The organism is Nesiotobacter zosterae (assembly GCF_033843645.1).
Lineage (GTDB): Bacteria > Pseudomonadota > Alphaproteobacteria > Rhizobiales > Stappiaceae > Pseudovibrio > Pseudovibrio zosterae.
Map to the genome: position 1 here is coordinate 147,758 of NZ_JAWXVZ010000008.1, position 25,236 is coordinate 172,993.

Annotated in this window: 23 protein-coding genes; 6 read left to right on the forward strand and 17 right to left on the reverse strand. The window is 55.0% G+C overall.

The features are described from left to right. Window positions 1–20: 20 nt before the first annotated feature. The 4 genes from Q3Y58_RS13475 to Q3Y58_RS13490 all read right to left on the reverse strand — a co-directional run bounded on the left by Q3Y58_RS13475 (window position 21) and on the right by Q3Y58_RS13490 (window position 4,032). On the reverse strand, window positions 21–1,004 hold the full coding sequence (locus Q3Y58_RS13475) for an ABC transporter permease (protein ID WP_319622594.1): 984 nt from the start codon (window positions 1,002–1,004) through the stop codon (window positions 21–23). 13 nt (window positions 1,005–1,017) lie between these two features. Beyond that, window positions 1,018–2,571, reverse strand: a complete 1,554-nt coding sequence (locus Q3Y58_RS13480) for a sugar ABC transporter ATP-binding protein (protein ID WP_319622595.1) — start codon at window positions 2,569–2,571, stop codon at window positions 1,018–1,020. 209 nt (window positions 2,572–2,780) lie between these two features. Next, window positions 2,781–3,605, reverse strand: a complete 825-nt coding sequence (rhaD, locus tag Q3Y58_RS13485) for a rhamnulose-1-phosphate aldolase (RefSeq protein WP_319622596.1) — start codon at window positions 3,603–3,605, stop codon at window positions 2,781–2,783. Next, window positions 3,598–4,032: an RbsD/FucU family protein gene (locus tag Q3Y58_RS13490; protein ID WP_274218728.1), complete on the reverse strand. Its 435-nt coding sequence runs from the start codon at window positions 4,030–4,032 to the stop codon at window positions 3,598–3,600. Before Q3Y58_RS13490 ends, rhaD begins: the two co-directional genes overlap by 8 nt. A 152-nt stretch (window positions 4,033–4,184) precedes the next feature. Between Q3Y58_RS13490 and Q3Y58_RS13495 the strand changes: the two genes are divergently transcribed. Then, window positions 4,185–5,147 carry a sugar-binding transcriptional regulator gene (locus Q3Y58_RS13495; RefSeq protein WP_274218727.1) on the forward strand — a complete coding sequence of 321 codons (963 nt, stop codon included), beginning with the start codon at window positions 4,185–4,187 and terminating at the stop codon, window positions 5,145–5,147. A gap of 50 nt (window positions 5,148–5,197) precedes the next feature. On the opposite strand, the gene Q3Y58_RS13500 is transcribed toward Q3Y58_RS13495, so the two are convergent. Further along, window positions 5,198–6,553, reverse strand: coding sequence for a globin-coupled sensor protein (locus Q3Y58_RS13500; protein ID WP_274218726.1), 1,356 nt, complete (start codon window positions 6,551–6,553; stop codon window positions 5,198–5,200). Window positions 6,554–6,883: 330 nt separating this feature from the next. Here Q3Y58_RS13500 and Q3Y58_RS13505 point away from each other — a divergent pair, with 330 nt between their 5' ends. Beyond that, window positions 6,884–7,339, forward strand: coding sequence for an RrF2 family transcriptional regulator (locus Q3Y58_RS13505; RefSeq protein ID WP_274218725.1), 456 nt, complete (start codon window positions 6,884–6,886; stop codon window positions 7,337–7,339). 90 nt (window positions 7,340–7,429) lie between these two features. Here Q3Y58_RS13505 and Q3Y58_RS13510 read toward each other — a convergent pair whose 3' ends face one another. From Q3Y58_RS13510 to Q3Y58_RS13545, 8 genes are all read right to left on the reverse strand, one after another. Further along, window positions 7,430–8,761, reverse strand: coding sequence for a sodium-dependent transporter (locus Q3Y58_RS13510; protein WP_319622597.1), 1,332 nt, complete (start codon window positions 8,759–8,761; stop codon window positions 7,430–7,432). A gap of 547 nt (window positions 8,762–9,308) precedes the next feature. Then, window positions 9,309–10,643: a sodium-dependent transporter gene (locus Q3Y58_RS13515; RefSeq protein WP_319622598.1), complete on the reverse strand. Its 1,335-nt coding sequence runs from the start codon at window positions 10,641–10,643 to the stop codon at window positions 9,309–9,311. 309 nt (window positions 10,644–10,952) lie between these two features. After that, the gene (locus tag Q3Y58_RS13520) at window positions 10,953–11,927 is read right to left on the reverse strand and encodes an NAD(P)H-dependent flavin oxidoreductase (RefSeq protein WP_319622599.1); all 975 of its coding nucleotides are present in this window, start codon (window positions 11,925–11,927) and stop codon (window positions 10,953–10,955) included. 13 nt (window positions 11,928–11,940) lie between these two features. After that, window positions 11,941–12,822, reverse strand: a complete 882-nt coding sequence (locus Q3Y58_RS13525; RefSeq protein ID WP_319622600.1) for a haloalkane dehalogenase — start codon at window positions 12,820–12,822, stop codon at window positions 11,941–11,943. A 33-nt stretch (window positions 12,823–12,855) separates the two neighbouring features. After that, the gene (locus Q3Y58_RS13530; protein WP_319622601.1) at window positions 12,856–13,311 is read right to left on the reverse strand and encodes an acyl-CoA thioesterase; all 456 of its coding nucleotides are present in this window, start codon (window positions 13,309–13,311) and stop codon (window positions 12,856–12,858) included. After that, complete coding sequence (locus Q3Y58_RS13535) at window positions 13,308–14,459, reverse strand: iron-containing alcohol dehydrogenase (protein WP_319622602.1); 1,152 nt, start codon at window positions 14,457–14,459, stop codon at window positions 13,308–13,310. Before Q3Y58_RS13535 ends, Q3Y58_RS13530 begins: the two co-directional genes overlap by 4 nt. A gap of 31 nt (window positions 14,460–14,490) precedes the next feature. Continuing rightward, a complete protein-coding gene (locus tag Q3Y58_RS13540; protein WP_274218718.1) occupies window positions 14,491–14,997 on the reverse strand; it encodes a winged helix-turn-helix transcriptional regulator in 507 nt (168 codons plus the stop codon). Between the two features lie 148 nt (window positions 14,998–15,145). Further along, window positions 15,146–16,396: an MFS transporter gene (locus tag Q3Y58_RS13545; RefSeq protein ID WP_319622603.1), complete on the reverse strand. Its 1,251-nt coding sequence runs from the start codon at window positions 16,394–16,396 to the stop codon at window positions 15,146–15,148. A gap of 222 nt (window positions 16,397–16,618) precedes the next feature. Between Q3Y58_RS13545 and Q3Y58_RS13550 the strand changes: the two genes are divergently transcribed. The 3 genes from Q3Y58_RS13550 (at window position 16,619) to Q3Y58_RS13560 (ending at window position 20,229) form a co-directional block, all read left to right on the forward strand. Next, window positions 16,619–17,755 (forward strand): anhydro-N-acetylmuramic acid kinase, encoded by a 1,137-nt coding sequence (locus Q3Y58_RS13550; protein WP_319622604.1) that lies wholly within the window; start codon window positions 16,619–16,621, stop codon window positions 17,753–17,755. Window positions 17,756–18,763: 1,008 nt separating this feature from the next. Then, entirely contained in the window at window positions 18,764–19,540 is a 777-nt protein-coding gene (locus tag Q3Y58_RS13555) for an NAD kinase (protein WP_319622605.1), read from the forward strand. 143 nt (window positions 19,541–19,683) lie between these two features. Then, a complete protein-coding gene (locus tag Q3Y58_RS13560; protein ID WP_274218714.1) occupies window positions 19,684–20,229 on the forward strand; it encodes an Hpt domain-containing protein in 546 nt (181 codons plus the stop codon). A gap of 61 nt (window positions 20,230–20,290) precedes the next feature. Here Q3Y58_RS13560 and Q3Y58_RS13565 read toward each other — a convergent pair whose 3' ends face one another. Together Q3Y58_RS13565 and Q3Y58_RS13570 are read right to left on the reverse strand one after the other, a co-directional pair. Then, the gene (locus Q3Y58_RS13565; RefSeq protein WP_319622606.1) at window positions 20,291–21,364 is read right to left on the reverse strand and encodes a DUF2336 domain-containing protein; all 1,074 of its coding nucleotides are present in this window, start codon (window positions 21,362–21,364) and stop codon (window positions 20,291–20,293) included. 173 nt (window positions 21,365–21,537) lie between these two features. Next, on the reverse strand, window positions 21,538–22,518 hold the full coding sequence (locus Q3Y58_RS13570) for a lytic transglycosylase domain-containing protein (RefSeq protein WP_274218712.1): 981 nt from the start codon (window positions 22,516–22,518) through the stop codon (window positions 21,538–21,540). Between the two features lie 138 nt (window positions 22,519–22,656). Between Q3Y58_RS13570 and Q3Y58_RS13575 the strand changes: the two genes are divergently transcribed. Then, window positions 22,657–23,334, forward strand: a complete 678-nt coding sequence (locus Q3Y58_RS13575) for a hypothetical protein (protein ID WP_319622607.1) — start codon at window positions 22,657–22,659, stop codon at window positions 23,332–23,334. Between the two features lie 545 nt (window positions 23,335–23,879). On the opposite strand, the gene Q3Y58_RS13580 is transcribed toward Q3Y58_RS13575, so the two are convergent. Both Q3Y58_RS13580 and Q3Y58_RS13585 read right to left on the reverse strand, forming a co-directional pair. Continuing rightward, the gene (locus Q3Y58_RS13580) at window positions 23,880–24,476 is read right to left on the reverse strand and encodes a flavin reductase family protein (RefSeq protein ID WP_319622608.1); all 597 of its coding nucleotides are present in this window, start codon (window positions 24,474–24,476) and stop codon (window positions 23,880–23,882) included. Window positions 24,477–24,484: 8 nt separating this feature from the next. Continuing rightward, window positions 24,485–25,075, reverse strand: coding sequence for a nitroreductase family protein (locus Q3Y58_RS13585; protein WP_274218709.1), 591 nt, complete (start codon window positions 25,073–25,075; stop codon window positions 24,485–24,487). Between the last annotated feature and the right edge of the window lie 161 nt (window positions 25,076–25,236).

Sequence of the window (25,236 nt, forward strand, 5' to 3'; positions counted from 1 at the left end):
TTCTCCCAGTTATGACGAAATTACCCGCGCTTTTTGGAAAGGCCGAAGGTGAACATCAGGGCAGCAACAAGCACCAGACCCTTGATGAAATCCTGCGTGTAGTAAGGCGTGTTCATCATGGTCAGACCGTTCAGAAGAACACCGACCAGAAGCGCACCGATGGCAGAACCTTGCGCATTGGGGCGTGCGGCCCCGAGAACTGCAAAGCCAATAAGCGCTGCAGCAACACCATCCATCAGCAGTGAGTTGCCAGAACTCACGTCGCCGCGACCAATGCGAGCCGCAAGCAGAATGCCGCCGATGGAAGCGTAGACACCAGACATGACATAGGCCACGTACCGGTAGAATTTGACCCGAGCCCCTGCCAGATGCGCGGCGCGCTCGTTGGAACCGATGGCGTACATGACGCGGCCATGGCGGGTGCGCTCGAGGAACAGATAGGTAATGACCGCCAGCACCAGCATGATCACAACAGGCACCGGAATAATGTCAAACAGGCGAGCGCGGCCAAGGAACAGGAATGCTTCCGTAAACTTGCCCGGTGCGGTTTCCCCGCCCGAAAGGCTCATGCCGGCTGCAATGGAACGGCCCTGCGTTGGAATGAGCTGCAAGCCAAGCAGAAGGAACATCATGCCCAGCGTTGCCAGGAGATCCGGAACGCGCATTTGCACCGTCATGAAGCCGTTCACGAGCCCCACAAGCACGCCCACACCCAGCGCGGTGAGAATGGCCGCCGTGGTGCCCCCATCAAAGACGATCATCACATAGGACGCCATCATCATGGAAAAGGCCGCTGTGGAGCCAATGGAAAGGTCAAACCCGTTTACCGCCAGCGTCGCAGTCACCCCAAGAGCCAAAATGGCCACGATCGACACGGACTGCAAAATGATGAACACGTTGATCAAGCTCAGGAACGCTGGCTGAGCGATCGAGAAGAACACAATCATCGTCGCCAAAAGGACGAGGAGGCCATACTTGATGGCGTGATCCCGAAAGTTAGTCATCTGATCCTCCCGATCAGGCGTGAATGTCAGTTTCTTGAGTTTTTGAAGAGCTGAGCGCAGCAAAGTCCGCATCTGGTGCCGCTGCGATCTGCTTGATCAAGGTGGGCATATCGATCTGGTCGATACGGTGATCGCCAACCAGATTGTTGTGGTTGAAAACGATGATCCGGTCAGCGATTTCAAGTGCTTCCTCAACGTCTGTACAAACCGCGATGGTCACCCGGTCCTTGGCGGTTTCGCGCAGCAACTTCCCGATCTGTCGACGCGAGGAAATGTCTACGCCCTGGAATGGCTCATTGAGCAGCAACACCCGGCACTCCTCGAGCATCCACCGGGCCACCATGACCTTCTGCTGGTTGCCACCGGATAGCGTCGACATCTCTGCGGTGGGGTCGGTGTATTTGACCTTGGTCAGGTCAATCACCTCTTTCACCCGCGCCTTCTCCCGATCCCGGTTGATGAAACTCAGCCAGGAGAAGCTCTTGAGAAAAGGCAGGCTTGTGTTGTTCTCAATCGAGAAGTCCGGAATGATGGCGTTATTGCCGCGATCTTCCTGAACCATGTAAACGCCGTCCTTGATGGCTTGATTGGGGGACGTTGCCCGCCACTCAGCACCATCGAGCATCACCGTTCCGCTGGCGAACTCGTGCATCCCAAACAGGCTTTCAACCACGCTGGCACAACCGGAAGACAAAAGACCGGTCAGCGCCACGATCTGACCCGTCTTTAGGTCGAGATCAAACGGCTTGGACCCTTCAGCCAGCTGCACCTGACGGAACACAACACGCGAGGCCTCCCCGCTTTGGTAGTCGTGCATGACTTCACCAACGGCGTGCCCCAGCATGGAGTGAACCGCGCCATCGAAATCCAGAGGCTTCTCGAACACCCCCACAATGCGACCTTCTCTCAACGCAGCAATGCGGTCGGCCAAACGGCGAATGTCCGACATTCTGTGTGAGATGTAGATGATCGCCACGCCTTGATCGCGCATTTGCTCCACCGCATCAAACAGGCGCAGAGCTTCTCGTTCGGAAAGACTGGAGGTTGGCTCATCCAGAATGAGCAGCCGCGGCTTGACACTCAGCGCGCGGGCAATGGCCACGAGCTGCTTGTCCGCTTGGCTCAGCTCCGCAACCTTGGTGTCCAGCGGCAGATCAAGACCAATTGTCTTGGCCACTTCCGCAGCGCGTTCATGGAGCTTTCCCTTGTTCACGAAGGCCGGGAACCGACCATCGCAAAGCTGATCAAGAATAAGGTTTTCGGCAATCGTAAGATCCTGAACAACACCGTCATTGATGATCTGGTGAACGGTTACGATGCCGCTTTCTCGTGCTTGCTGTGGTGTGTCGATGATGCTGGTCTGGCCATTGACGCTGATGGCACCCCCATCGGCCTGGTAAACACCTGAAAGGATTTTAACCAGCGTCGACTTGCCTGCACCATTGGCCCCCATGAGAGCGAGAACCTCGCCACCACTCACGGTCAGACTGATGTCATGCAGCACGGTGTTGGTACCAAAGCTCTTCTTGATACCGGAGATTTCTATGCTGTCGGATTGTATCCCCATCGCTTCCTCCCAAAAGCAGCAGAGACAAGTTACATATGTTCTCTTTATGTGACAAGTGTAAAAAATATCTCAGAATGATGAGGGGAAATACATAACAACGCACCACATGCGCCACTCAGCCTGACGCGTAATATCCGCGCCAAAAACAAAAAGGGCAGGTTTCCCCGCCCTTTAGCCGTCATATGAGTTTCAACTAATCAAACAGCGTTCTATCTGCCATCCAGCTCGTAGATCGGCGTCACACCAAGATGCTTTCCAAGGGAAACGATCTGGGCATCACTGATTCCCGGCAGGTCCCTTCCGGCCATCTTGCCCTGACAGTAGATCATTGCGGCCTTTTCGGCGGTCTCGATCAGGCCGAACGCATCATCCAGTGAATCACCGGCTGCCAGAACCCCATGAAAAGCCCAGAGGATCAAGCGGTGCGTCTTGGCCAACTCTCCTGAGGCCTCACCAATGGCGAGAGAGCCCGGCAACATCCAGGGCACAACACCAACGCCGTCAGGAAAGAACATCAGGCTTTCAGAGCACATGCGCCACAGCGTTTTTGTAAACGCCTCACTGGACTGATCATGAAGATGGCTCATCAACAGCAGCCAGTCCGCATGGGTGTGAACGATCACCGATTGCCCCTTGTCCTGACGCTCTGCATGCACCAGAAGGTGGGTGATCATTTCGCTTGAAGGTCGCCCCCCGCCAGCGTAGCCAGCGATCGGTGTAAACTGGGAACCGTCTTCACTGAAGCGCACAAGCCCAAGATCTTGCTCAGGATTTTCTTTCACATGCCGCATGAACGCGCCGCTGGCGGTCATCAGCATGTGCTGCCCGGCAAGAGCAGGCACCGGCTTTGGCAGATCATACCACTGGGTAGACGCCATCTCGGCAACACCCCATTCGGCCATCTGCTGCGGGTTCAAGCGGACACTTATGTTGCCCGCATTGCGCTCGCCCCACCCTTTGTCCCAAAGCGCATAGGCAAGCACCTTCAGTTCCTTCACCAGGTCAGACTGCAGCCAGGCATCATGACTAACCATCGAACACCACTCCCTTCTGCAGGATCAGGCAGCCATAAGGGCGCAGATCCGTGGTCGCAACAATAAGACTTGTTTTTTCTGCTAGGTCGTAAAAGGCGAACCGATCGATCGCTTCCCACTTGTGGCCCTTCTCCTCACTGGCATCCAACACCTTGAGGAAATCCTGCGCCGCTTCAGGCAGCTCCGCATCGTCGGCTTGCGCCATCAGCTTGATGGGGCAATCATCGAACCCGTCGACAGGAAACAGCGTGAGGATGGCCGCCAGAACATCACTGGCCGTCGTGCCCGGCATAGTGATCAGATGGCCGTTAGCCCGTGATGCAGCTGCAAAATTTGCATCAACAATCGCCAGCGTATCGCCATGCCCCATGGACGCCAGAGCATATAGCAGATCAGCAGACAGCAGCGGATCTATCGATTTTAACATGAGCCCACCTTTTACATTTGTCATTACTAAATACCATTTGTAATATGTCTCTGGCAAGTCTCCCGTTTCCTCGGAATGATTGGGAGTAGCAATTAACGCGAAACTTATGGTAAGGGCGGCAACTTGATCGATTGGGCTACGAGGCAGCGGGCGTGACCAGAAAAGAAAAAAGCAGTGCGATTTGGTTCAACAAGGACCCCATCTTGCATTCAGCATGGCTCTACTATCAGGAGGGCCTGAACCAGACCGATATCGCAGAGGTTCTGGGCGTTTCCCGCGCCAGCGTCGTCAAGTACCTGCAGCAAGCCCGCGAACTTGGGTACGTTCAGATCACACTGGATCAGGACCGCTATACTCAGGCGACCATCTCATCAAAGCTCAAGACCAAGTTCGGTCTGGATAATGTACTGGTCGCCCCGGCAGGTGACGGCCAAACCCATGTTCGCATCCGGCTTGCCCGTGCAGGCGCCATGTATCTCAGCCATGTTACGAAGGATAACGACACCATTGGAATCGCCTGGGGCCGCACCATTCACGAGCTGAGTCAGGCCATGCCCCGCAAGCCGCTAAAGAATGTCAGCGTGCTGCAAATGATCGGCTCCATGTATGCCCAATACAGTTTTGCCGCCGACGAGGGCTCCTCACTTATCGCCAACAGGTTTGAGGGCACCGGCATGAACCTCAATGTCCCGGCGATCGTCTCCAGCGCCCGCCTCGCCACGGAACTTCAGGCCGAGCCCATCGTGCGCTCTCATTTTGCCGTTCTGGAACGGTGCAGCCGCGCAGTCTTTGTGGTTGGCCACTGCTCACCCAATAATTCGGCGGTACGGGCCGGCATCATCTCGGAACAGGATATGGAGACCTACAAGCAGCTGGGCGCAACCGCTGTCATCTGCGGACGGTTTCTGGATGCACAGGGACAACCGGTTATCACAGAACTGGACCAGCGGATCCTTGGCATCAACCTCGCTCAGCTCCGACAAATTCCAAGCCGCATCATGATCGGCGGGGGCCCGAAGAACCATCAAGCGGTCCTTGCAGGCCTGCGCGGTGGCTATGTGACGGATTTGATCACAGACCATGAAACCGCAGACTTCCTGCTTGAGAACGGCTAGGGCGCAGCTCCCAGCACCCTAGGCACATTCAAAGCAGCATTCCATCCGCCTCAGGCACGCAGGTGCCCGAGGAAATCCGCCATGCTGGCCTCCAGATCCCGAGCATACTCAGAAAGCTGATTGGCCGATTCCAGCACGTTTCCAGCTGTCGTGCCGGTCTCACCTGCTGCTGCGCTCACACTGGTGATCCCAGAGGAAACCCGTGAAGTGCCCTCCGCCGCCAGCGATATGCTCTCGGAAATGACAGAGGTTGCCGCGCCCTGCTGCTCAACCGCGCCTGAGATCGCCGCCGATATGGCGTCCATCTCGGAAATCGTCGTGGAGATCTCCTCCATGCTTTCGCGAGAATGGCGCGTTGCCTCTTGGATCTCCGCAATCTGAGAGCTGATTTGAACCGTCGCGTTCGCTGTCTGCTCGGCAAGCGACTTGACCTCATGGGCCACAACGGAAAAGCCTTTACCCGCCTCCCCGGCCCGCGCGGCTTCAATGGTCGCGTTCAGCGCCAGCAAATGGGTCTGAGATGAGATTTTATTGATCAGCTCAATGATGTTGCCAATCTCATCCGCCGCCACCGTCAACGCACCAACCCGTGCAATGGCCTTCTCCGAGGCTGTCACCGCCTGATCCGCGGTCGTTGCCGCACGGTTGACCTGCTGCGCGATCTCGGCAATCGCCTGCGCCAACTCACCCGTGGAATGGCTAACACTCTCCACGTTCACGCTCGTGGAACCAGCTGCCTCCTCCACAGTGCTACTGATTTCAGCCGTTTCGCTGGCAGCCTTCTGCAAGGTGTCAGAGGTCGCCTTCAACCCACCGGCAGCAGCGCTCAAGGAGCCCGCAACGGTGCCAACACTCTCTTCAAAGCGAGAGGCAATGCCTTCAATGAAATTCTGCCGGTCCCGTGTCTTGGCGTCCTCATAGACCTCCAGCGCGATATCCATATCAAGGAACGTGACCTTGATCACCGCCTGCTGCAACCGACGCAAGAAACTGCCAGACCGAGCGGCAAGCACGCCGCCGCGAATCTCAGCTTCCAGTTCAGAGCAGATCGCCCCGGACAGATAATTGTAAGCGCCAATGTAATAGCGGGGCGACATGCCCAGCTTATTGTGGGCCTCGCCAATTCGCCTCACGGACGCAACATAGTCGTCCGTCAACTTGGCCTTTGCCAGAAACGACCAGTGCTCCGCCTGTTTGGACTTGGCATGGTCGATATGCGCCTTCGATTTGAAAAATTGTGCGGTCTCAGGAAAATTTTGCACATGCGCATAGAAAAGATCAAGAACCTTCGGCAAAACCTTCCGGATATACGGTTCCCCTTCAGCTAACGTCTTTAGATCATCCTCTGTGATCCGGTGAAACTTAAGTCGTTTTGAAATTTCGGCCTGCATAGATCGCCCAATCATCTATTTTCAAATGCACCACCCTCATGCACTTCATGCTTCCGAACACTATTCCGACATATCCTTCAAGTTGTAATATTACGCATTTTAAGTGTTCTAAGCTCTTACCCCACAGCTCCCTAGGGGTTATCACTGAGAAATTATTTACTGTTACATTTCAATGACAGTAAAACGCCTGTACCCCGCGACGTTTTATCCCTTGATGTGTATCAATGCCAACGCCTGCTCTTCCCCTCACCTTAAATCTGGGAACAATCAAGCTTGGCTTCTGCTGTTACGGATGGGCAGTTTCGTGCATGAGCAGGCGCTGATACGCACCTGAGGGGACAATTCATGAAATTGACCGGCATGACCGACATCGCCACCCGCATCATGGCAGTAGTGGTTTCAAACCCCGACCATCACTGGACCATAGAGAGATTCTCGCAGGTCTGTAGCTCGCCAAAACCGCAGATTACAAAAACCGTGCAGGCGCTCTCCGCCCATGGCTTCATCAAGTCCCGGCGAGGCCGTATCGGTGGCTTTCATCTTGCCTGCGATCCTGCCATCGTCACGCTTGGCGAGCTTATTCGTGCTGTCGAGCCCAACTTCGCTTTGACAGACTGCATGGGCTGCTCTGACAAAGCTACCTGCCCCTTTCTGCCAGTTTGCCGGGTTCGGTCGGCCCTTGCCTATGCGCTCAAGGCCTTCATGCGCGAACTGGACAGCGTAACCTTGAATGATGTGGCAAGCGACCGCGAAGCCTACGCGCCAATGTTGGCAGGCGGACCGCTGGCTCTCAGCGCCTAGCAAGCACCGCAGCTCTGCCACCAAACACAAAAAGCCCCCGCAGATCGCCGGACCTGCGGGGGCTTTTTCATTTCACGGCTGCGCCGATTGTTAGCCTATGAAGCCAATAACCATGACCCAGACAATAGCGATTGGCGCCACGATGCGAACAATCCACTTCCAGATCTGCAGATAGGAAAATGGCAGTTCGCCCTGATTTTCCAGTTCACGAGACACCTTGCCATACGCAAACCAACCCGCACAGATTGCCGTCAGAATGCCACCGATTGGCAGGAAGAACTTGTCAACCAGGAACGACAGGAAGTCAAAGAACGGCATGCCAAAGAACAGAATGTCGCCCCACACGCCCAGAGAAAGGGAACATGGAATGCCGATGGCAAAGATGACAAGGCCAACCACGGTGGAAGCTGCCTTGCGGCCCATGCCAAAGCTCTCAGAGAAGTACGCAACCGGAATTGCCAGAAGAGAGATTGAAGAGGTCAACGCCGCAATCAGCAGCATGGCAAAGAACACGGCCTGAAACAGCAATCCAAATGGCATTTCGCCAAAGATCGCAGGCAAGGTGATGAAGGTCAGGCCGGGCCCCGCACCTGGATCCATGCCGAAGGCAAACACTGCTGGCAACACCAGAAGACCTGCAAGGAAGGCCACCATAAAGTCCAGAGAAACAACCCAAACAGACGAGCTGCGGATGTTTGTCTCAGGAGACAAGTAGGAGCCATAGGTGATCATGGCACCCATGCCCAATGAAAGAGAGAAGAAAGCCTGACCGAGCGCGGCTTGGATCATGTCCATGCTAATCTGCGAGAAATCAGGCTTCAGGAAGAAAATGATACCTTCCATGCCGCCCGGCAGCGTCACACTGCGGATCACAAGAATAATCAGCAAGATGAACAAGAGCGGCATCAAGGCCTTTACGGACTTCTCAATGCCTGATGTGACGCCCAAAAGCACGATCACAACGGTCATCACCATGAAGATGCCGTGATAAACAAGTGGCTCAACAACAGAACCCACCAGCGCCTCGAACTGGCCACCAAGGATTGCTGCGGAACCACTGCTGATTTCGCCAGTGAACGTCTTTACAAGATAGGCGATGGTCCAGCCACCAACCACAGAATAGAACGAGAGAATAGCAAAGGCTGTGATCACACCGAGCAGACCAACCGGCATCCAGCTCCGTCCTGCCACGACGCGGAAAGCACCGACAGGGTTCAGCTTGGCAGCGCGGCCAATGGCGATTTCCGCCATCATAACGCTCACACCAATGGTCACCATGATCAGAAGGTAGGCGAACAGGAAGGCACCACCACCCTCATTGCCAGCCAGATATGGGAACTTCCAGATGTTCCCGAGCCCAACCGCAGAGCCAGCCGCGGCCATAATGAAGCCGAAACGACTTCCCCATTGCTCTCGTTGCATTGTTATTTTTAAACCACCCTATGTAGATTTTTTGTTTCGCCTCAATTCAGGTGAATAAAACTATCTTTCACCCACCACGGCGAGGCCTTTATTTCCGCGTGCGCCCACATACGCGTGTTGCCTACATCAACGACGTGACCGCTATTGTTGAGCGGACAGATTGTCGCAGTTAAAAGAGCGTAATTCAAAACGCAATCCTTTTTCTGATCACGTTTTCAAGCGCTCTAAACTAGGAGAGAGGATGTGCCGCCAACGAGCCATAATTGAGCACAATTTTGGCTGCAAATTGCATATCGAGACAACAATGTGCCTCAAACTATTTCATTTGCAACATTATATCGAAAAGCCACCCCAAATTTATAATTTGTGGGAAACTGGGGACACTTTCTCGAAATACGACTCATCAAGCCCGTTTTACTTGGCACACTCCCCCATCTGACGCAGGGATCATTTCCAATTTCGCGCAATTTAATGCTGCCATAGATAGAAAAAGCGCCCCATGCACAAGGCATGGAGCGCTCAAACGCTATAAGTATCTCTACCTAAATCAGGCCAAATTTGTCATGGTCGCTACAATCCAGAGGATCGCAATCGGGGCCACAATCCGGCAGATCCACTTCCACACGGGCAGCAGAGCAAACGGAAGCGCGCCATCGTTGGTCACCTCACGCCCGATCTTGCCATAGCCTATCCAGCCAGCAACCAGACAGGAACCGATGCCGCCCAGAGGCAGTGCGTAGGTATCTGTGAGGTATGACAACAGCTCAAAGAAATTCATGCCAAAGAACTGCACATCACCCCAAACACCCATCGCAAGAGAGGATGGAACGCCCAGCGCAAATGTCACCACACTCACCAGAATGGTCGCCGCGGAACGGGACATGCCCTTTTCATCGCACAGCCACGCAACAGGGATGTTGAGCAGAGAGATCGACGAGGTCACCGCTGCAATCGTCAGCATGATGAAGAACAGCGCCTGGAACAAAGCCCCGGCTGGCATGCTCTCAAAAATCGCAGGCAGCGTGATGAAGGTGAGGCCCGGCCCAGCGCCCGGATCCATGCCAAACGAAAACACCGCTGGCATGATCATCAGGCCCGCCAGCACCGCCACAACGGTGTCCAGTGACAGAATCCAGCCTGCAGAGGTGCGGATGTTGGAATCCTTGGCCACATAGGAACCGTAGGTGATCAACGCACCCATGCCGAGAGAGAGCGAGAAGAACGCCTGTCCCAATGCGGCAGAAATCATGTTGCTGTTCACTTTGGAAAAGTCAGGCTCCAGCAGGAACTTCACACCGGCCATGGCGTTTGGCAGCGTCAGCGAGCGGACAACCAGAACCAAAAGCAGCACGAACAGCAGTGGCATCAGGATCTTGGAGGCCTTTTCAATACCATCCGTCACGCCCTTGAGCACGATCACCATGCTCAACCCCATGAACAGAGCATGGTAGATGATCGGTTCAACAGGCGAGGACACCAGCTGATTGAACTGGTCCTCATGACCAACACCGGAGCCGCCCCCAAACATCAGGGCAAAGCTCTTCACGATGTAGGCGATGGTCCAGCCACCAACAACCGAATAGAAAGACAGGATGAGGAAGGGCGTCAGGATTGCCAGAATTCCAAAAATCACCCAGGGCCCGCCGCCAGTCTTCTTGAAAGCCCCGATTGGGTCCAACTGAGCGTAACGGCCTATGGCGATTTCAGCGATCATGGCAGAAAGGCCAATGGTAGCAACCATTGCAAGATAAATGATCAGGAAGGCGCCCCCTCCCTCTGATCCAGCAAGGTATGGAAACTTCCAGATGTTTCCCAGTCCCACGGCAGATCCTGCTGCCGCCATGATGAAGCCAAACCGACTTCCCCAATGCTCTCGTTGCATCTTATTTTACCGTTTATACGAGCCCAAATTGGACGTCGGAGGTTGTTGCAATAAAACTGCGCAAAGCTACGACACTTGGCAATCTCTGCCTAAAAAGGCACCACACGACGAAATGAATCCGAAGGCTTATAGCGTCTTTGAGGCCTAAAAGAAAATGCACGGACCCAGCACTTTCCAAAAGAGTCCCCTTAGATAAACTCAACTTTATACGCAAAATACCGCATGAAACGATGAAAAAGCACCCTGCACAAAAGAAATGGGCCCCGAACGGGGGCCCAACTCATGTTAATCCTGAGGAATTGTCAGGGCTCAGTCAGCAAGCAATGCCTGCTTGGCAGCTTCGTATTCCTCGCGCAGCTGCGCAACGTAGTCGCCTGTAGACTGAATGCTCTTCACGCCGCCAACACCTTGGCCCGCGCCCCAGATTTCCTTCCACGCCTTTGCCGAGACGCCTTCCTTTTTGGAGGCGGCAGCAAAGTTCATCTGTTCTGGCGATCCGTGCTCCAGCGCATCCGGGTCCATGCCGGCCGCGCGAATGGACGGCTTGAGATAGTTCCCCGGAATGCCGGTGAAGTAGCTGGAATACACAATATCGTCGGAAGAAGACTCCACGATCATGTGCTTGTAGCCATCAACCGCATTGGCTTCCTTGGTGGCAATGAAGGCAGAGCCCATATACGCCAGGTCAGCCCCCATGGCCTTGGCCGCCAAAATGCCCTTGCCCGTGCTGATGGAACCGGAAAGCAGCAGAGGGCCGTCAAACCACTCGCGAATTTCCTGAATGAGCGCAAATGGCGAAACGCTGCCAGCGTGGCCACCAGCGCCTGCCGCCACAGCGATCAGGCCATCTGCCCCTTTGGAAATGGCTTTCTTGGCAAAACCATTGTGAATGACATCGTGCAGCACAATGCCGCCATAGCTGTGTACCGCTTCGATCACATCTTCACGTGCCCCAAGAGAGGTAATAACGATGGGCACCTTGTACTTCACGCAGACCTCAAGATCATGCTCCAGACGGTCATTGGACCGGTGGACGATCTGGTTCACCGCAAAAGGAGCCGAAGGCGCATCCGGGTTCGCTTCATCGTATGCAGCCAGTTCCTCCGTGATCCGCTTCAGCCATTCTTCCAGCGCCTCTTTCGGGCGTGCATTGAGCGCCGGAAAAGAGCCCACAATGCCGGCCTTGCACTGAGCAATAACGAGGTCAGGATTGGAAACGATAAACATGGGTGCTGCAACCAGCGGCAGGCGCAAACGGTCTTTCAAAATACTTGGCAATGCCATGGGAAATCCTCTCTTAACTGTCTAGATCACGCAGCCACTGGGCAATGGCCTGTCCGATCTGCGGACCGGAGTCCTCTTGAATGAAATGAATGCCCGGCACAGTAACTTCGTGCTGGTTGATCCAGCTTCGGCAAAAATCTCTGAGCTTCCCGATCATGATGGCGCCCGGCTCGGCGTTGACGAACAGCTTGGGCACCTCGTTGTCCGCCATCCAGTTGCATACCGCCGTCAAGCGCTCATGCACGTCCGCCGGTTCTCCCGCCACAGGGATCTCCCGCGGCCACGTCAAGGTGGGCCACCGGTCTTCGCGCTCCTTGAACGGGCGGCGGTACTCCTCCATCTCCTGATCACTCAGCGTGCGGATGATGGAGCCCGGCAACACCCGCTCGATGAAGAGGTTCTTGTCCAGAACCATCCCTTCACCCGCCTCCGACCGGAATCCCTGAAACACCGGCGTTGCGTCCTTGTTCCACTCCTCCCAGCTGGCCACCGGCCGGGCGAACCCTTCCATATAGGCAATGGCTTCCACGCGCTCCGGGTTGCGATGGGCCCAGTCGAAGCCCAGCGCGGTGCCCCAGTCATGCGCCACCAGCACCACCTTCTCCTGTGTGCCGATTACCGCGTCGATAAAGCCATCCAGATACGTGGCATGCACATGAAAGCGATAGGTCTCCGGCCCCGGGTTTGGCAGCTTGGCGCTGTCGCCCATGCCGATCAGATCCGGCGCGATGCAGCGGCCGCGCCCTTGCAATTGCGGCATCACAGAGCGCCACAGGTACGATGAAGTAGGATTGCCATGCAAAAACAGGATGGGCCGTCCTTCCCCCCGTTCCACATAGCTCATCCGTTCGCCAAGCACTTCTACATGGCGTTTCTGGTCTTGCCAGCTTGTCATTCTGGTTCCTCCTCCCCGGCGCTGCCGGGTCATTCAGGCGGGTGTCGCGCCCTCCTCCGTTACGAGCGGCCTGAGCGCCGCCCGCATCTTCTCCGAGAGCGGCACCGGCCTGCGGGTCATGCGGTCTACATACACATGCGTGAATGTCCCCTGCGCGCAGGCCCCCTCTTGGCCCTCAATGAAAATCGCGATTTCATATTCAACGCTGCTGCGCCCGATCTTCAGCACGCGCAGCCCTGCTGCCGCTTTTTGCGGAAAAGAAAGCGGCGCGAAATACGAACACGAGGAATGAACCACCAGCCCAACCGTTTCCCCTTTTTCAAGGTCCAGCAGCCCCTTGTCGATCAGGTAGCCGTTCACGCAACTGTCGAAATAAGCGTAGTAGACGACGTTGTTCACGTGTCCGTAGACATCGTTGTCCATCCAACGTGTCTGCACATCATGAAAGCTCAGAAAGCCGGACCGGGTATGCGGCTGGGGCCGGGTCATAGCGCCTCCCTGTAGATGGAAAGCGCATCGTCATAGGAGACGCGGCGCGGGTTGTTCACCAAAAGCCGGGTCTGGTCCATGGCGGCTTTCGCCAGCTTGGGCAGGTCGTTGGCTTCAATGCCCACCTGGCTCAGGTGATCCGGAATACCCAGCTCAAAACAAAGGTTCTCAAGGGCGCGGATGAAGCCCGCCGCCTTTTCATCCACACTACCGGAGATGTTCGGCAGAATGACTTCCGCCAACTCCGCATAATGATGCTTGGCCTCAGGCAGGTTGAACCGCAGCACGTGCGGCAGGATCAGCGCATTGGAGAGCCCATGCGGCACATGGAACTGCCCGCCAATGGGATAGGCGAGCGCATGCACAGCCGCCACCGGGCTGTTGGCAAACGCCTGGCCCGCCATCATCGCGCCCAGCAACATGCCAGAGCGGGCCGGAATGTCACCGCCATCCATGTATGCAGCACGGATATGCGTCCAAAGCTGGCGCAGCGCTTCACGCGCCAACGCATCGGAAATCGGGTTCTTCTGATGCAAGGACGTGTAGGCCTCTATGGCATGTACCATGGCATCGATACCCGTAGCCGCGGTCACTTCCGCAGGCAATTTGGTCGTCAGCTCCGGGTCCAGCACCGCCACATCCGCATAGAGCTGCGGCGACACAATGCCCATCTTGCTGTGGTCCTCGCGGGTCAAAATGGCAATCGGCGTCACTTCAGACCCCGTTCCCGCCGTGGTCGGCACCTGAATGAGTTGCAGGCGCTTTCCCTCCACCTTGCCAATGCCATAAAGCGCATGAAGCGGCTGCAAGCTGCAGCACAACACCGCCACCATCTTGGCCGTATCCATGGAACTGCCACCGCCGAGCCCAACAATGCAGTCCGCATCATTGGCTTTGGCAAAGCTGGCAGCTTCCAGCACGATCTGCTCAGAAGGGTCAGGCTCAACACCGTCAAAGACAATAGGATTGAAGCCACCTTTGGTCAGCGCACTCACGACGGACTTCACAAGGCCGGTCTCTACCACCCCCGCATCAGTGATGATTGCCACGCGCTTGCAGCTGAACCGTGTCTTGATCAGCTCGGACAAGCGACCAGCCGCACCATTTTCATTCACGATGAGCGGAACCGTTTCGAATTGAAATCCCATGAGACCCTCCTGTGCTCTAGGCCTACTTGGCTCAAGTCGCCTTGCGGCGTCGCACGCGGTTCAGCGCATCCGCAAAGACCGCCCCCACGCCGGGTCCCGGACGCGCCTCAACATCGCGCGCTGTCAAAACCTTGTAGTCCTGGGACAGAACCTGCACCTCTCGCACAGGCTTGCCCGTTTCGCGTTCGATCAGGTCCAACCGCAGTCCTGTTGGCTTGCCTTCCCAACGCTCTCCCCACTGGTTTAGCGCAATCAAAACGGGATAAAAATCCATACCCTTGTCGGTCAGGAGATACACGGAAGAGCGGGCGTCCTCTCGGTCCTTTTCCTTTCGAATGATGTCGGCCTCCACCAGCCGGTGCAGCCGATCCGTCAACACGCTGGTGGAAATGCCAAGGTTACCCTGAAAGTCGTCAAAGCGCTTCAGTCCTTGGAAAAGTGCTCGTAAAATCAATAGGGTCCAGGCATCGCCAATCAGCTCAATCGCCTGAGCAATTGCGCAGTCCATACCTGCAAAGCTGGTGCGTGTGCCTGCCATGTCGGCCCCTCATTTCACTTCGTTAAGCGAAGTAAAATCCAATCCAGAGCCACCCGCAACCTCTACCTTTGGTGCAACAATTGCTTTGACGCCTTAATTTCTCAGCGCCAACTTGAGCGTCAAGCCTGAGCGAGACCTTCCCTTTTCGTCACCCGATCGGAGGATCAAGCGCCTCAACATCTGGCTCGCGCCACAAACCAAACTGCAACACCAGCGCAATGATGAAGCTGAGCACGCCAACAAAGAACACGCTTTTCACATCAAGCGCCATCAAGAACCCGCCACCAAGTGAAATGATCCCAGCACCAAGCGTGAACAGCGCCATTGTCACCCCCATGACCCAGCCCTGCTCATCATCGCGCGCGCTGGCAGAAAACAGCGACAGCATGATTGGGTAGGCCAACCCAAAGGCAGCAACCACAGGAACGAGCAGTATGTAGGACAGCAGCGGCAAGCTGTTGGCAGCATAGGCCAACACGAACACCGCCATGATGCCGGTACACACCTTCACGATGGCAAGGCGCTGGTAAAATTGTGTCATGGTCCGCACCAAAACTATGCTGGAAAATGCCATGACCAGACCAAAGACCACCAGCGTCAGGCTGGTCTGCTGGGTCGAGAACCCAAACCGTTCCACCTGAAAGTTGTTCAGGTAAATGTAAAAGGCGTTGAGGCCCATCTCCACGAAGAAGAACACCAGACAAAGCTTGACGATGGTAGGACGCCCGCGCACCCGCCACAGAACGAGAAACACCTCGCTCGGGCCAAAGTCAATCTTCTTTCGGCGTTTGTTGGTTTCTTCAAAACCCTGATAAATCAGGAAAATATTAATCAGCACAAGGACAATGGCCGCCATGAACGGCAGCTGCAAGGAGGCATAAGACCCCAACAGCCGACTGTCACTCAACCCGCCCGCCAGAAGCGGCCCCACCACCAGACCAAGTGCCACGAACGCGGTGATCAAACCGAGATTGAGGCTCTTTTCCTGCGGGCTGCGGCTCTGATCGATCAGGGAGGCTTGCGCGATGGGCTGATTGCCCGCCGTAAAGCCAGCAACCGCCCGCCCAACGATCAACAGGATGAGGCTGTTCAGATAAATTGCCAGCACCGTCAACACATAGCCGACCAGCGCACCGGTTAGACAAATGAGGATCCCGTTCTTCCGCCCGATGTAGTCTGACAGCTTGGAAATGTAGGCAGCACCAAAGAACCAGAAGAGATAAAACACACCCAGAACCACACCAAAAGTGGCCTCGCGGCCCAGCAGATCATTCCCCTCCATAAGGAAAGCGGAGTCCTCGCGTAAAAGCAAAGTCGTCAGAATGGGGAAAATCAGCCCCTGCCCCATCACATCAATGAAAACAACCATGAGCAAGGCAAGGCGAGCGATACTGAACACGAATGGTCTCCTCCAGATGCGAAGGCTGGTGCAGCCCGACCCAATCGGACCAAAGGTGACCTTAACGGAGCCCCGCCTCTCAAATCAATCCATTGCACGCGACAGAATTAACTCTTGCATTTTTCCAGAAAGCTTGGGGTTTCTCCTTGCTAGAAGTCGCCATTCACACTTATTAGACTAATTGAGAACTGCAGAGATGAAATCAGGGGCGAAGCTGCATTCATGAATCCCGTTTGGGCTATTGGACTGATGACCGGCACTGTGCTGGACGGCAACATTGACATTGCCATGATTGAGAGTGACGGCACCGCCGTTACCCAGTTTGGTGCATATACGCTCTCCCCGTACCCTGACGGACTGCTTGAACTGCTCACCGACGCCATGGAGGCAGCACGAACCTGGCAGTTTAACGGTCCAGAACCCGCCATCTTTGCCAAAGCGGAACGGGAGCTGACCCGCGCCCAGTCTGTTGCGGTCGCCAATTTTCTTCACGACCACAAAATACCCCGAGGCCAGATCGGCGTGATCGGCTTCCACGGGCAAACCGTGCTGCATCGACCAGCCGCACAAGGCATGGCTGGTGCCACTCGTCAACTTGGCGACGGCCCATTGATGGCAAACCTGCTCGGCATCCCGGTAGTTTATGATCTGCGCAGTGCAGATGTTGCAGCTGGAGGCCAGGGTGCCCCGCTTGCACCGGTCTACCACAAGGCGCTCATCGGCCAGCTTGCCGGACGTTATGATCCCAAGGATGTTGTTCTCCTCAATCTCGGCGGCGTTGGCAACCTCACTTGGTGGGATGGGTCAGACACCCTCATGGCGTTTGACACAGGCCCTGCCAACGCTCCCATTAATGACTGGGTAAAGCAGCACGGGAATAACTTTTTTGACAAGGACGGCCAGCTCGCCGCCAAGGGGACGGTTGATGAGGCCCGCCTTGCAGCAGCACTCGCCAATCCTTGGTTCGATCAGAAGCCACCCAAGTCACTGGATCGTTTCAGCTTCACGAAAGATCTTGCCAGTGGCCTCTCCCTGGAAGATGGCGCAGCGCTTCTGACAGCGTTTTCAGCATCGGCAGTTGCCAAAGCCGTCGCTCACCTGCCTCACCGCCCCAAAGTACTTGCTGTTTGCGGCGGCGGACGCAAAAACCCGACGTTTATGCGCGAATTATTCAAACGAACGCAAATCGACGCAAAGCCAGTCGAAGCCTTTGGCTGGCGCGGCGATGCCATAGAAGCGGAGTGCTTTGCGTTTCTCGCCATTCGCTCCGCGCTGGGTCTTCCCCTCTCCTTCTCCCAGACAACGGGCGTCTCCCGCCCCTGCACGGGCGGAGAACTCTACGTTCCCACAATACTTTAAGCGGAAGTTCGGCACACTCGCACCCCAAGGTGACGCACAGCCGGAACCGAGTTATGCCCGTTCGCGTCAAGGCTCAAGTACCGGCTTGACGCCGGCATGAAGGGAAATCCTTCGTGTGAGCCTGAACTGTTCACGCTGGGTGCACGCAGTGTTTACCGGAAGGCCCAAGCCTCAACATCCGCGATTTATCCCCCTCAGCCAGAGCATCAAACAATGATTGAATTAGCTTTACAATGCTGAAGCCTCATCATGCGTAATACCGGCACTTCTGCGATCTTTAAACGGAATTCAAACAAGTATTCCCGAAAGCGGGATCCATACCCTTAAGTCTTAACAAACCAGTTTCCCGATCAATCCCACCAACACCAAGCAATCAACACACACCTACCTAACAAGCAAAAAAGGGTGACCTGCCGCCGCACAGATCACCCCATATACAGCCTGCCCCCAAGCTGCAATAAAACAGTATAATAAAATGAATTAGGAAGAAATATATAGAATATATTTCCTGCCGTCCTAGCGAATACTATTCGCCTTTTGCAGTGTTAATCATAATCGATTTGACGAACGTGAAAAGCCCCCCAAAGCAAAAAGCGGGCCCGTGTTGCCTTTGCGTCACTAGAGAGTTTTTCACCATAGGTGTTCATGAACGGAACGAGACAAGCAAATGCCAAGGCTTGGCCTCAAATACGCCAGTTTAGACAAGTTACAGTTCTGTGTCGCTTGTCACAGACCCATTTCTTCAAAACGGCATACTCAACTCACGAAACATTGGAAGGAGGCAGTCATGGCCTACAGCAGCAAAGCACAAAAGCAGTCTTTAGCACCTTACTTCACTGGCTTGGCCATGAGCGGCGCTCTTTGGACCACGTTGATCTTGATGGTCTTTGCGAGCCAGTAAGTCGTGACGAGATTTCACGCAAGGCAACCACATAGAAAATAACACCCTTCGCCGGATTTTAATTTTACTTCCATCATGCTAGGCAATTCCGGCGGAGGTACGGGACATTGAATCAAACACCCATTCAGCGACTGCATTTTGTCTCAAGCGGCACGCCGGAAGCAGACGCTTCAAAGGCTGAGCTGGAGGCTATGTATGGCGCTGTACCAGCTGACCAAGCCGATGTGATCGTTGCGCTGGGCGGCGACGGCATGATGCTTCAATGCCTGCATCAGTACATGAACACCGGCATCCCCCTTTACGGCATGAACTGCGGTTCGGTCGGCTTCCTGATGAACGACTACCGCCCTCACGGTCTGCTGGAACGCCTGAACACGGCCCAGGACACGCGCATACATCCTTTGATCGTTGAAGCTACCGACAAGAACGGCGAGTTCTTCAAGGCGCACGCCCTGAATGAGGCTTCATTTCTGCGTCAGCGCCATCAAGCTGCCAAGCTGCGCATCACCATTGACGGCAAAGTGCGCATGGATGAGCTGATTTGTGATGGCATCATGGTGGCAACCCCTGCAGGCAGCACGGCCTACAACCTGTCGGCACACGGCCCGATCCTGCCCATAGGCTCCTCTCTGCTGGCCCTTACGCCCATCAGCCCTTTCCGCCCTCGCAGGTGGCGCGGCGCTCTTCTGCCCAACCACGCCAGGGTGGAGATTGAGGTGCTGGAGGCCGACAAGCGCCCGGTAAGCACCTCGGCTGACCATCTCGAATTCCGTAATGTCATCAAGGTACTGGTCTACGAAGACACCAGCTCTCAATGTGTCATCATGTTTGATCATGACCACGGCTGGGACGAGCGTATTCTGGCCGAAATGTTCAAATACTGACCTCTCAGGTTACAGCGCAACACGCTGCGCAACTGTTGCGCATTCTGCACATATTTAACGGCTGGAGGCATTGCCTGCATGGAATCGGCACTCCATAATGCAGGCGGCTTGATCTTCTGGATCAAAACACAGGGTGGCGCGCAATGATTGACAAGAATTCACCGGCCGAAAAGGACGCGGAAGTGTTTCGCGCACCTTTGGATTTGTCAAAAAAGGTGCGCAAGCTCACAGCTGCTGAAGCAGCCCAGTTCGATCCCGTGAAGGCCGCAGAAGACGCGGTTGCCGAACTCTCCGAAGAATTCTCCAGCTGGATGGACAACGAGGCCAGAGATCTGCGGTCGGCGTGGGCAACAGTCACGAATGGCAACCGCTCCAAGGAAGCCTATGAGGAACTGTTTCGCACAGCGCACGACATCAAGGGACAGGCCGAGACATTGGGCTTTCCGCTGGTCGGAGAAGTAGCAGGATCGCTGACTGAGCTGATCTCAGCAATGCAGAGCGGTGAAATCCAGGTTCCAGAAGAACTTATCACACAGCACATTGCCGCCATTGCAGCCATGCTGCGCGAAGACGCAAGAGACGCTTCCAACATCACCGCACGCATTTTGGTTGAGAGTTTGGCACAGGCCACCGCCAAAATCCTGGGCCGCGATCACAACGCAGACACCCCAGACGACTTCAACACCTGACCCCGTAATGCAAACGGCGCCACCTGTGTGACGCCGCCAACCTATTGAATTTATGAGTTCTTTAAGCCGCTGAAAGCATGGAAGAGACCCGCTCACGCGCACTCTCACGCGACGCCTCATAACTCAAGCGGACCAAAAGATCCTGCAGATCTCCCAGCTCTTCAAGTTCCAATGAATCCTGCTCATCTAAAAGCTCGGTAACGACCAGACGCGCCTTGCCCCAACGGTCCATGTTGAGCGTATCCGCCAAGGCCCAAGCCTCCAACGCTGCGACAAAAACCGGATGGGTACGCTTCGGTAAACCACACTTTGCGAGAAGCGCAGAAACTGTTGAACTCTTGGGAGACTTCAGGACACTGCTGACGTGGCGCTCGTTGACACCGGACAAGCGCACAACTGCCCGCTCGAAGAACACCAGCGCGCCTGTGCATACCGCACGCAACAGCAACAGGCTCGTCATTTGGTGACTGGAAATAAGATGCTCGATCAGAGCTGACTGCTCTTCCTGCGCCGCATCGTAGGCAAGCGCAACGGTTGCACGGTCCTGCGCATCCGCCACAAGCCGTTGAGGAGACTGGGAATGAACACCATTGCTCACCAACGGATGATCGCGAAGCTCTTCTGTATAGCGGCGGATCAGCATGTGCCGAAGTGGCAAAGACAGATCTTCTCGCGCCAACAATGCATCCTGAATGCTTCGCTCGCCGCCAAACCGATCGATGATCCGTTGGAACATGCGGTCACGCAACACAGCGCGCTTGTTGCTCAGAAGCTCCAAGATGGCCTCAAGCGGCGCAACCTCGCAGATGGCAGCAGCAAGACCGATGGAAACAGGTTGCCGACGTGCTATAGCGCAGACACGTGCCGCGCTGGAGGTCGCGACCAGGTCGACCAGCTCGCCCTCAGAGATTGATGAAGAGGCTTCAAGAACAGGCAAGGCAACCGTTTCTTCATCGCACAACAGTGTTGAAATGATATGCGGCGGCGCCCCTTCCGCAGGCCCAAGAACCTCAGCCAAAGCCACCCTCACACTCACGTCAGGATCATCCAGCATGAAGGTCAACGCCGCCTCGGCAGCGTCCCTCTCCTCAGCGTCCATCTCAGAAAACAGATAGGCCTTTGCCAAGGCGGACACTGCTTGCGCCCTACTCCCAGCTGGAGCCGTTTGAACCCAGGTAAGAAAACTCGATACAATCATGGAACGCCAGACCACTAACACTAATACTCAATGACATAGCATTAAGCATATTTATTAATGTTTGGTTCACCATAAACATATTGTGGTTCAGGGACATAGGCGCACATTGCTTAGGCCTTGTTTGGCTTGATGGCCCCATAGTTCAGGAAGCCAGTAAGATCCAAGGGCGTCCCCGCAGGTCGAGGACGCGGCACGCCCGCCGCGCCCAGGTCCGCCGCATTATCTTCTTGGGCTGCAAAAGCTGATGAGATGCTTGCCGACACCGCCTCAGCCTGCTTGGTTTCATCTGTAGCTCTAAAGAGCGCTTCGAAAGGCGCCCCAGGATGACGGCCGCTTGTTGCCCAAGCGGTCAGAATTCTGCTTTGAATGACATCAGGCTCTGCCTGCTGGTCAGCCTTTTCCTTTGGCACCGGAGGCAGACCTCCGACCGCAGTCTCATCGACCTGCATTACCTGCTTGGCTGCTATCGTCATTTCCGTCTGCGCAAACTGGTTGACCAAACGGTCATAGACTTGGGCGACGCTGCGCGCCTCACCATTGCGCTCATAGAAAATCGCCTTGTTCGCCCGCGCTTGCTGCGGGAACAACGCCGAAGCGTCAACTTCCGGGGTTTGTTCGGCAGCCGAAATCAGTCTCGCCCCGCCGCTGGCACCTAAAAAGTGTGCCACATACAACTCACCAGTTGACGGCGTTCGGTTGAGTTTGGAGGTCAACACCTCACGGTTTGCTTGAGTAAAGGCACCGGCAACCAATGCGGAGACCTCGGGATCCTTGCGAAGATCAAGGAGCTGCTCACGCAAATGGGGATTCTCGACAACGTAGTCGCCATCGGAGGTGACCTCGATGTGGCGCGCGTAGTCCTCCAGACCCAGCTCATCACCGCTCTTTTTCAGCGTTTCAAGCCAAGTACTTTCAATGAATTGGAAAAGCCCCGTAGCTGAAGACGTTTGCGCCTTGGCCTGCGGGTCCATGGATGACTCTTTGGCAGCAGCTTGAACCAGGTAGCCAAATGGCGTACCAGTTGCATGCGACGCGCTTTCGAAGGCGCGCTCTATCCGTGCTGATATGGAGGCATCCCCAGCGACCTTCATGGCCAAACCCCTTCTTAAACGTTAGTAAGAAATGCTTAATAATGGTTAATAAATAGTTAATTTTTAATTTTCCTAGCGTATTCATCCCCGAGTACTTTAGGATGTGGTCGTATACGTCATGTAACTCAAAGCCGAACCATGCCTCTTTTGCTAGTCTCAGAACTTTCGGAGTTAAGTAGCCTTGAAGTATCCAAGGCAAACATCCCAACATCCGTAATCCTTAAGGCTCAGACTGCAACACCCATCATACCAAAAGAGGCACCAAAAGTCGGGCTCGACTACTTCCTCAAGCTGGAAACGATAACCGAAGAACTCGTTCACAGCACACTGCAAGCGCACAAAGACCTTGAACTCTCTGGGGTTTGCATTCCACTCACCCATGCTCTTGAAGAACTAACGGCACTGGATGCACTCCTGTCCGTTCATGAGGCGGACCACTCTCTTCCAGAGGGATCGCTGAAAATTTTTATTGAAATCGGCGATGTACCCATGGCTGCATACAGTCTTTGCAACGCTGGGCTCTTTACCTCCCGCCTCGCAGGCGTTCTTTGGGACGCGGCCAAAGCAGCATCTGCTCTGGGCGCAACCAGCCGCCACGCCGATGCAGGCACCTACAGTCTCGCCCTTGTCGCTACTCAGACAATGACGCTGATGGGCGGAAAGGCACTTGGTGTCCGTTGCTATGACACACTAGAACGAGACGCAACGGCAGACGCCCTCCAGTTGCATGCACAAGCGGCAAAGGAAATGGGTTTCGACGGCAAAGCCGCCGCCTGCTACGCTCAGCTGGAAACCATAGCAACGGTTTTCGCCTAACAAAACTCAGCCAGACAGCTCAGATCCGACATCACTGCACTTCGTGCCGGAAGCCAAACGCGAGGTTTTTCCTTAGCCCGGCATTTCGACACTGTTTCGCTTTGAAACAACAGGACAACGACCTTGCGGACATGAGGCAGCTAAGGGTGACCAACCGATTCGGCACCAGTGCGCCTTATTCACAGCTGAGGCTATCTACAAAATTGTCGCGACCAAAAGCTAGTGTTGCAGAATTACCATCCAAAATGTGATCCACAACACACAAAAACCCTAGCATTTGCCTTATTTGAAACAAGATTGACCGTCGCTGCATAAGGGCCTGAGAGACCGGTGTGTCACATTGGACACATGCCGGCATGCCGTTGTGCCTGTCCAAAACCGTTTAACGGAGCTCGGAAAAGTGCTAAATCCTAAAACCATGAGCAACGTAGTCTACGGCTCAAAAATTCCCGACATTCCCCAGCGATGGGTAACCATTGCTGTCGGGCTAATACGGCGGAGATGAACCTTCCATCTCCGCCGCTTTCATATCCAGTGACTGACCATCAGCGCGGACGCTCAATCTGGAACACTTCGTTGATGACAGCGTAGTCCATGTAGCCCAAGCGCGCCAACGGACGAAGACGCGCCATATCAACCAGACCATCTACCAGAGCGTCATCGGAAATATGCACCCCAACAACCTGCCCAAGGATCAACCAGGAGTTGGTTTCTTTGCCTTCAAGGTCCACGAGTCTTTGAACTGACAGCCGTTTGCACTCAAGCGACGCTTTCGCCTCTCCCAAACGCGGTGCAGAGACGATATTGCTCGCCACCTCAGAAAGCCCTGAGAGCTCAAACTCATTCACCTCCGCCTCAACCATCTTGGAAGATGTGTTCATCTGCTCCGCCAGATCCATGGTCGCCAAATTGCAGACAAACTCGCCCGTCTCCTCCACGTTCCGGACGGTGTCCTTGTAGCCGGAGGACGAAATCATCACCATCGGCGGCGTATCCCCAATGGCATTGAAAAAACTGTAGGGTGCCAGATTGGATACACCGGAGGCGGAACGGGTGGAAACCCAACCAATCGGGCGCGGTGCGACCAGTGCCTTGAACGGATTGTGCGGCAGGCCATGGTGAGCATCAGTTTTGTAGAACATGGAAGATCCTAGCCATTCCAATGGGTGGTAAGAGACGCCACATCCGGGCGATCACGCTCCTTGGGCGCGACACTGGATGTACCGATATGAATGAAGCCTGCAAATTGTTCGCCCTCATTCGCTCCCAGCATCGCAGCAGCTTCCGGATCAAAGGCGTACCACTCAGTAATCCACTGAGCCGCAAAACCCATGCTATTTGCGGCGATCACCAGATTCATGCAGGATGCACCGACTGACAAAGTCTGCTCCAGCTTGGGCACTTTACTCTCAGGCTTGAAAGAAGCGATGACGCCTACCACGAGAGGCGCACGGGTGAATCGCTCCAGCTCCATCTTTTTGTGATTAGGCCCAAGCGGGCCCTCTTTCTCCTCCGCAATTGCGGCAAGCCGCTCTCCAACAACACGACGTGCTTCCCCCTGATAAACAACAAATCGCCAAGGGCATTGCTTGCGATGATCAGGTACACGTGCCGCAATCTGAAGAATTACATCAAGATCTTCGGGAGAAGGACCGGGCTCAACAAGTGTTGCAGCAAGCTGGGAACGTCGTGTCAGCATGAATTGCGTGACAGCAGAGTATTGATCGTATGACCGTGTCATGATTCTCGCTTTTGCAGAACAAATCTATAATTTGACAAAACTCATAGTCTGGAAACATGTACCCATCAATCCCAAGGGCAACGGGCATAGATTGGGCACAATTTTGCCGTATTTGAGCATTTCTGTAAAAACTTCAAGTAAACCTTTACAAATCGCTTTCA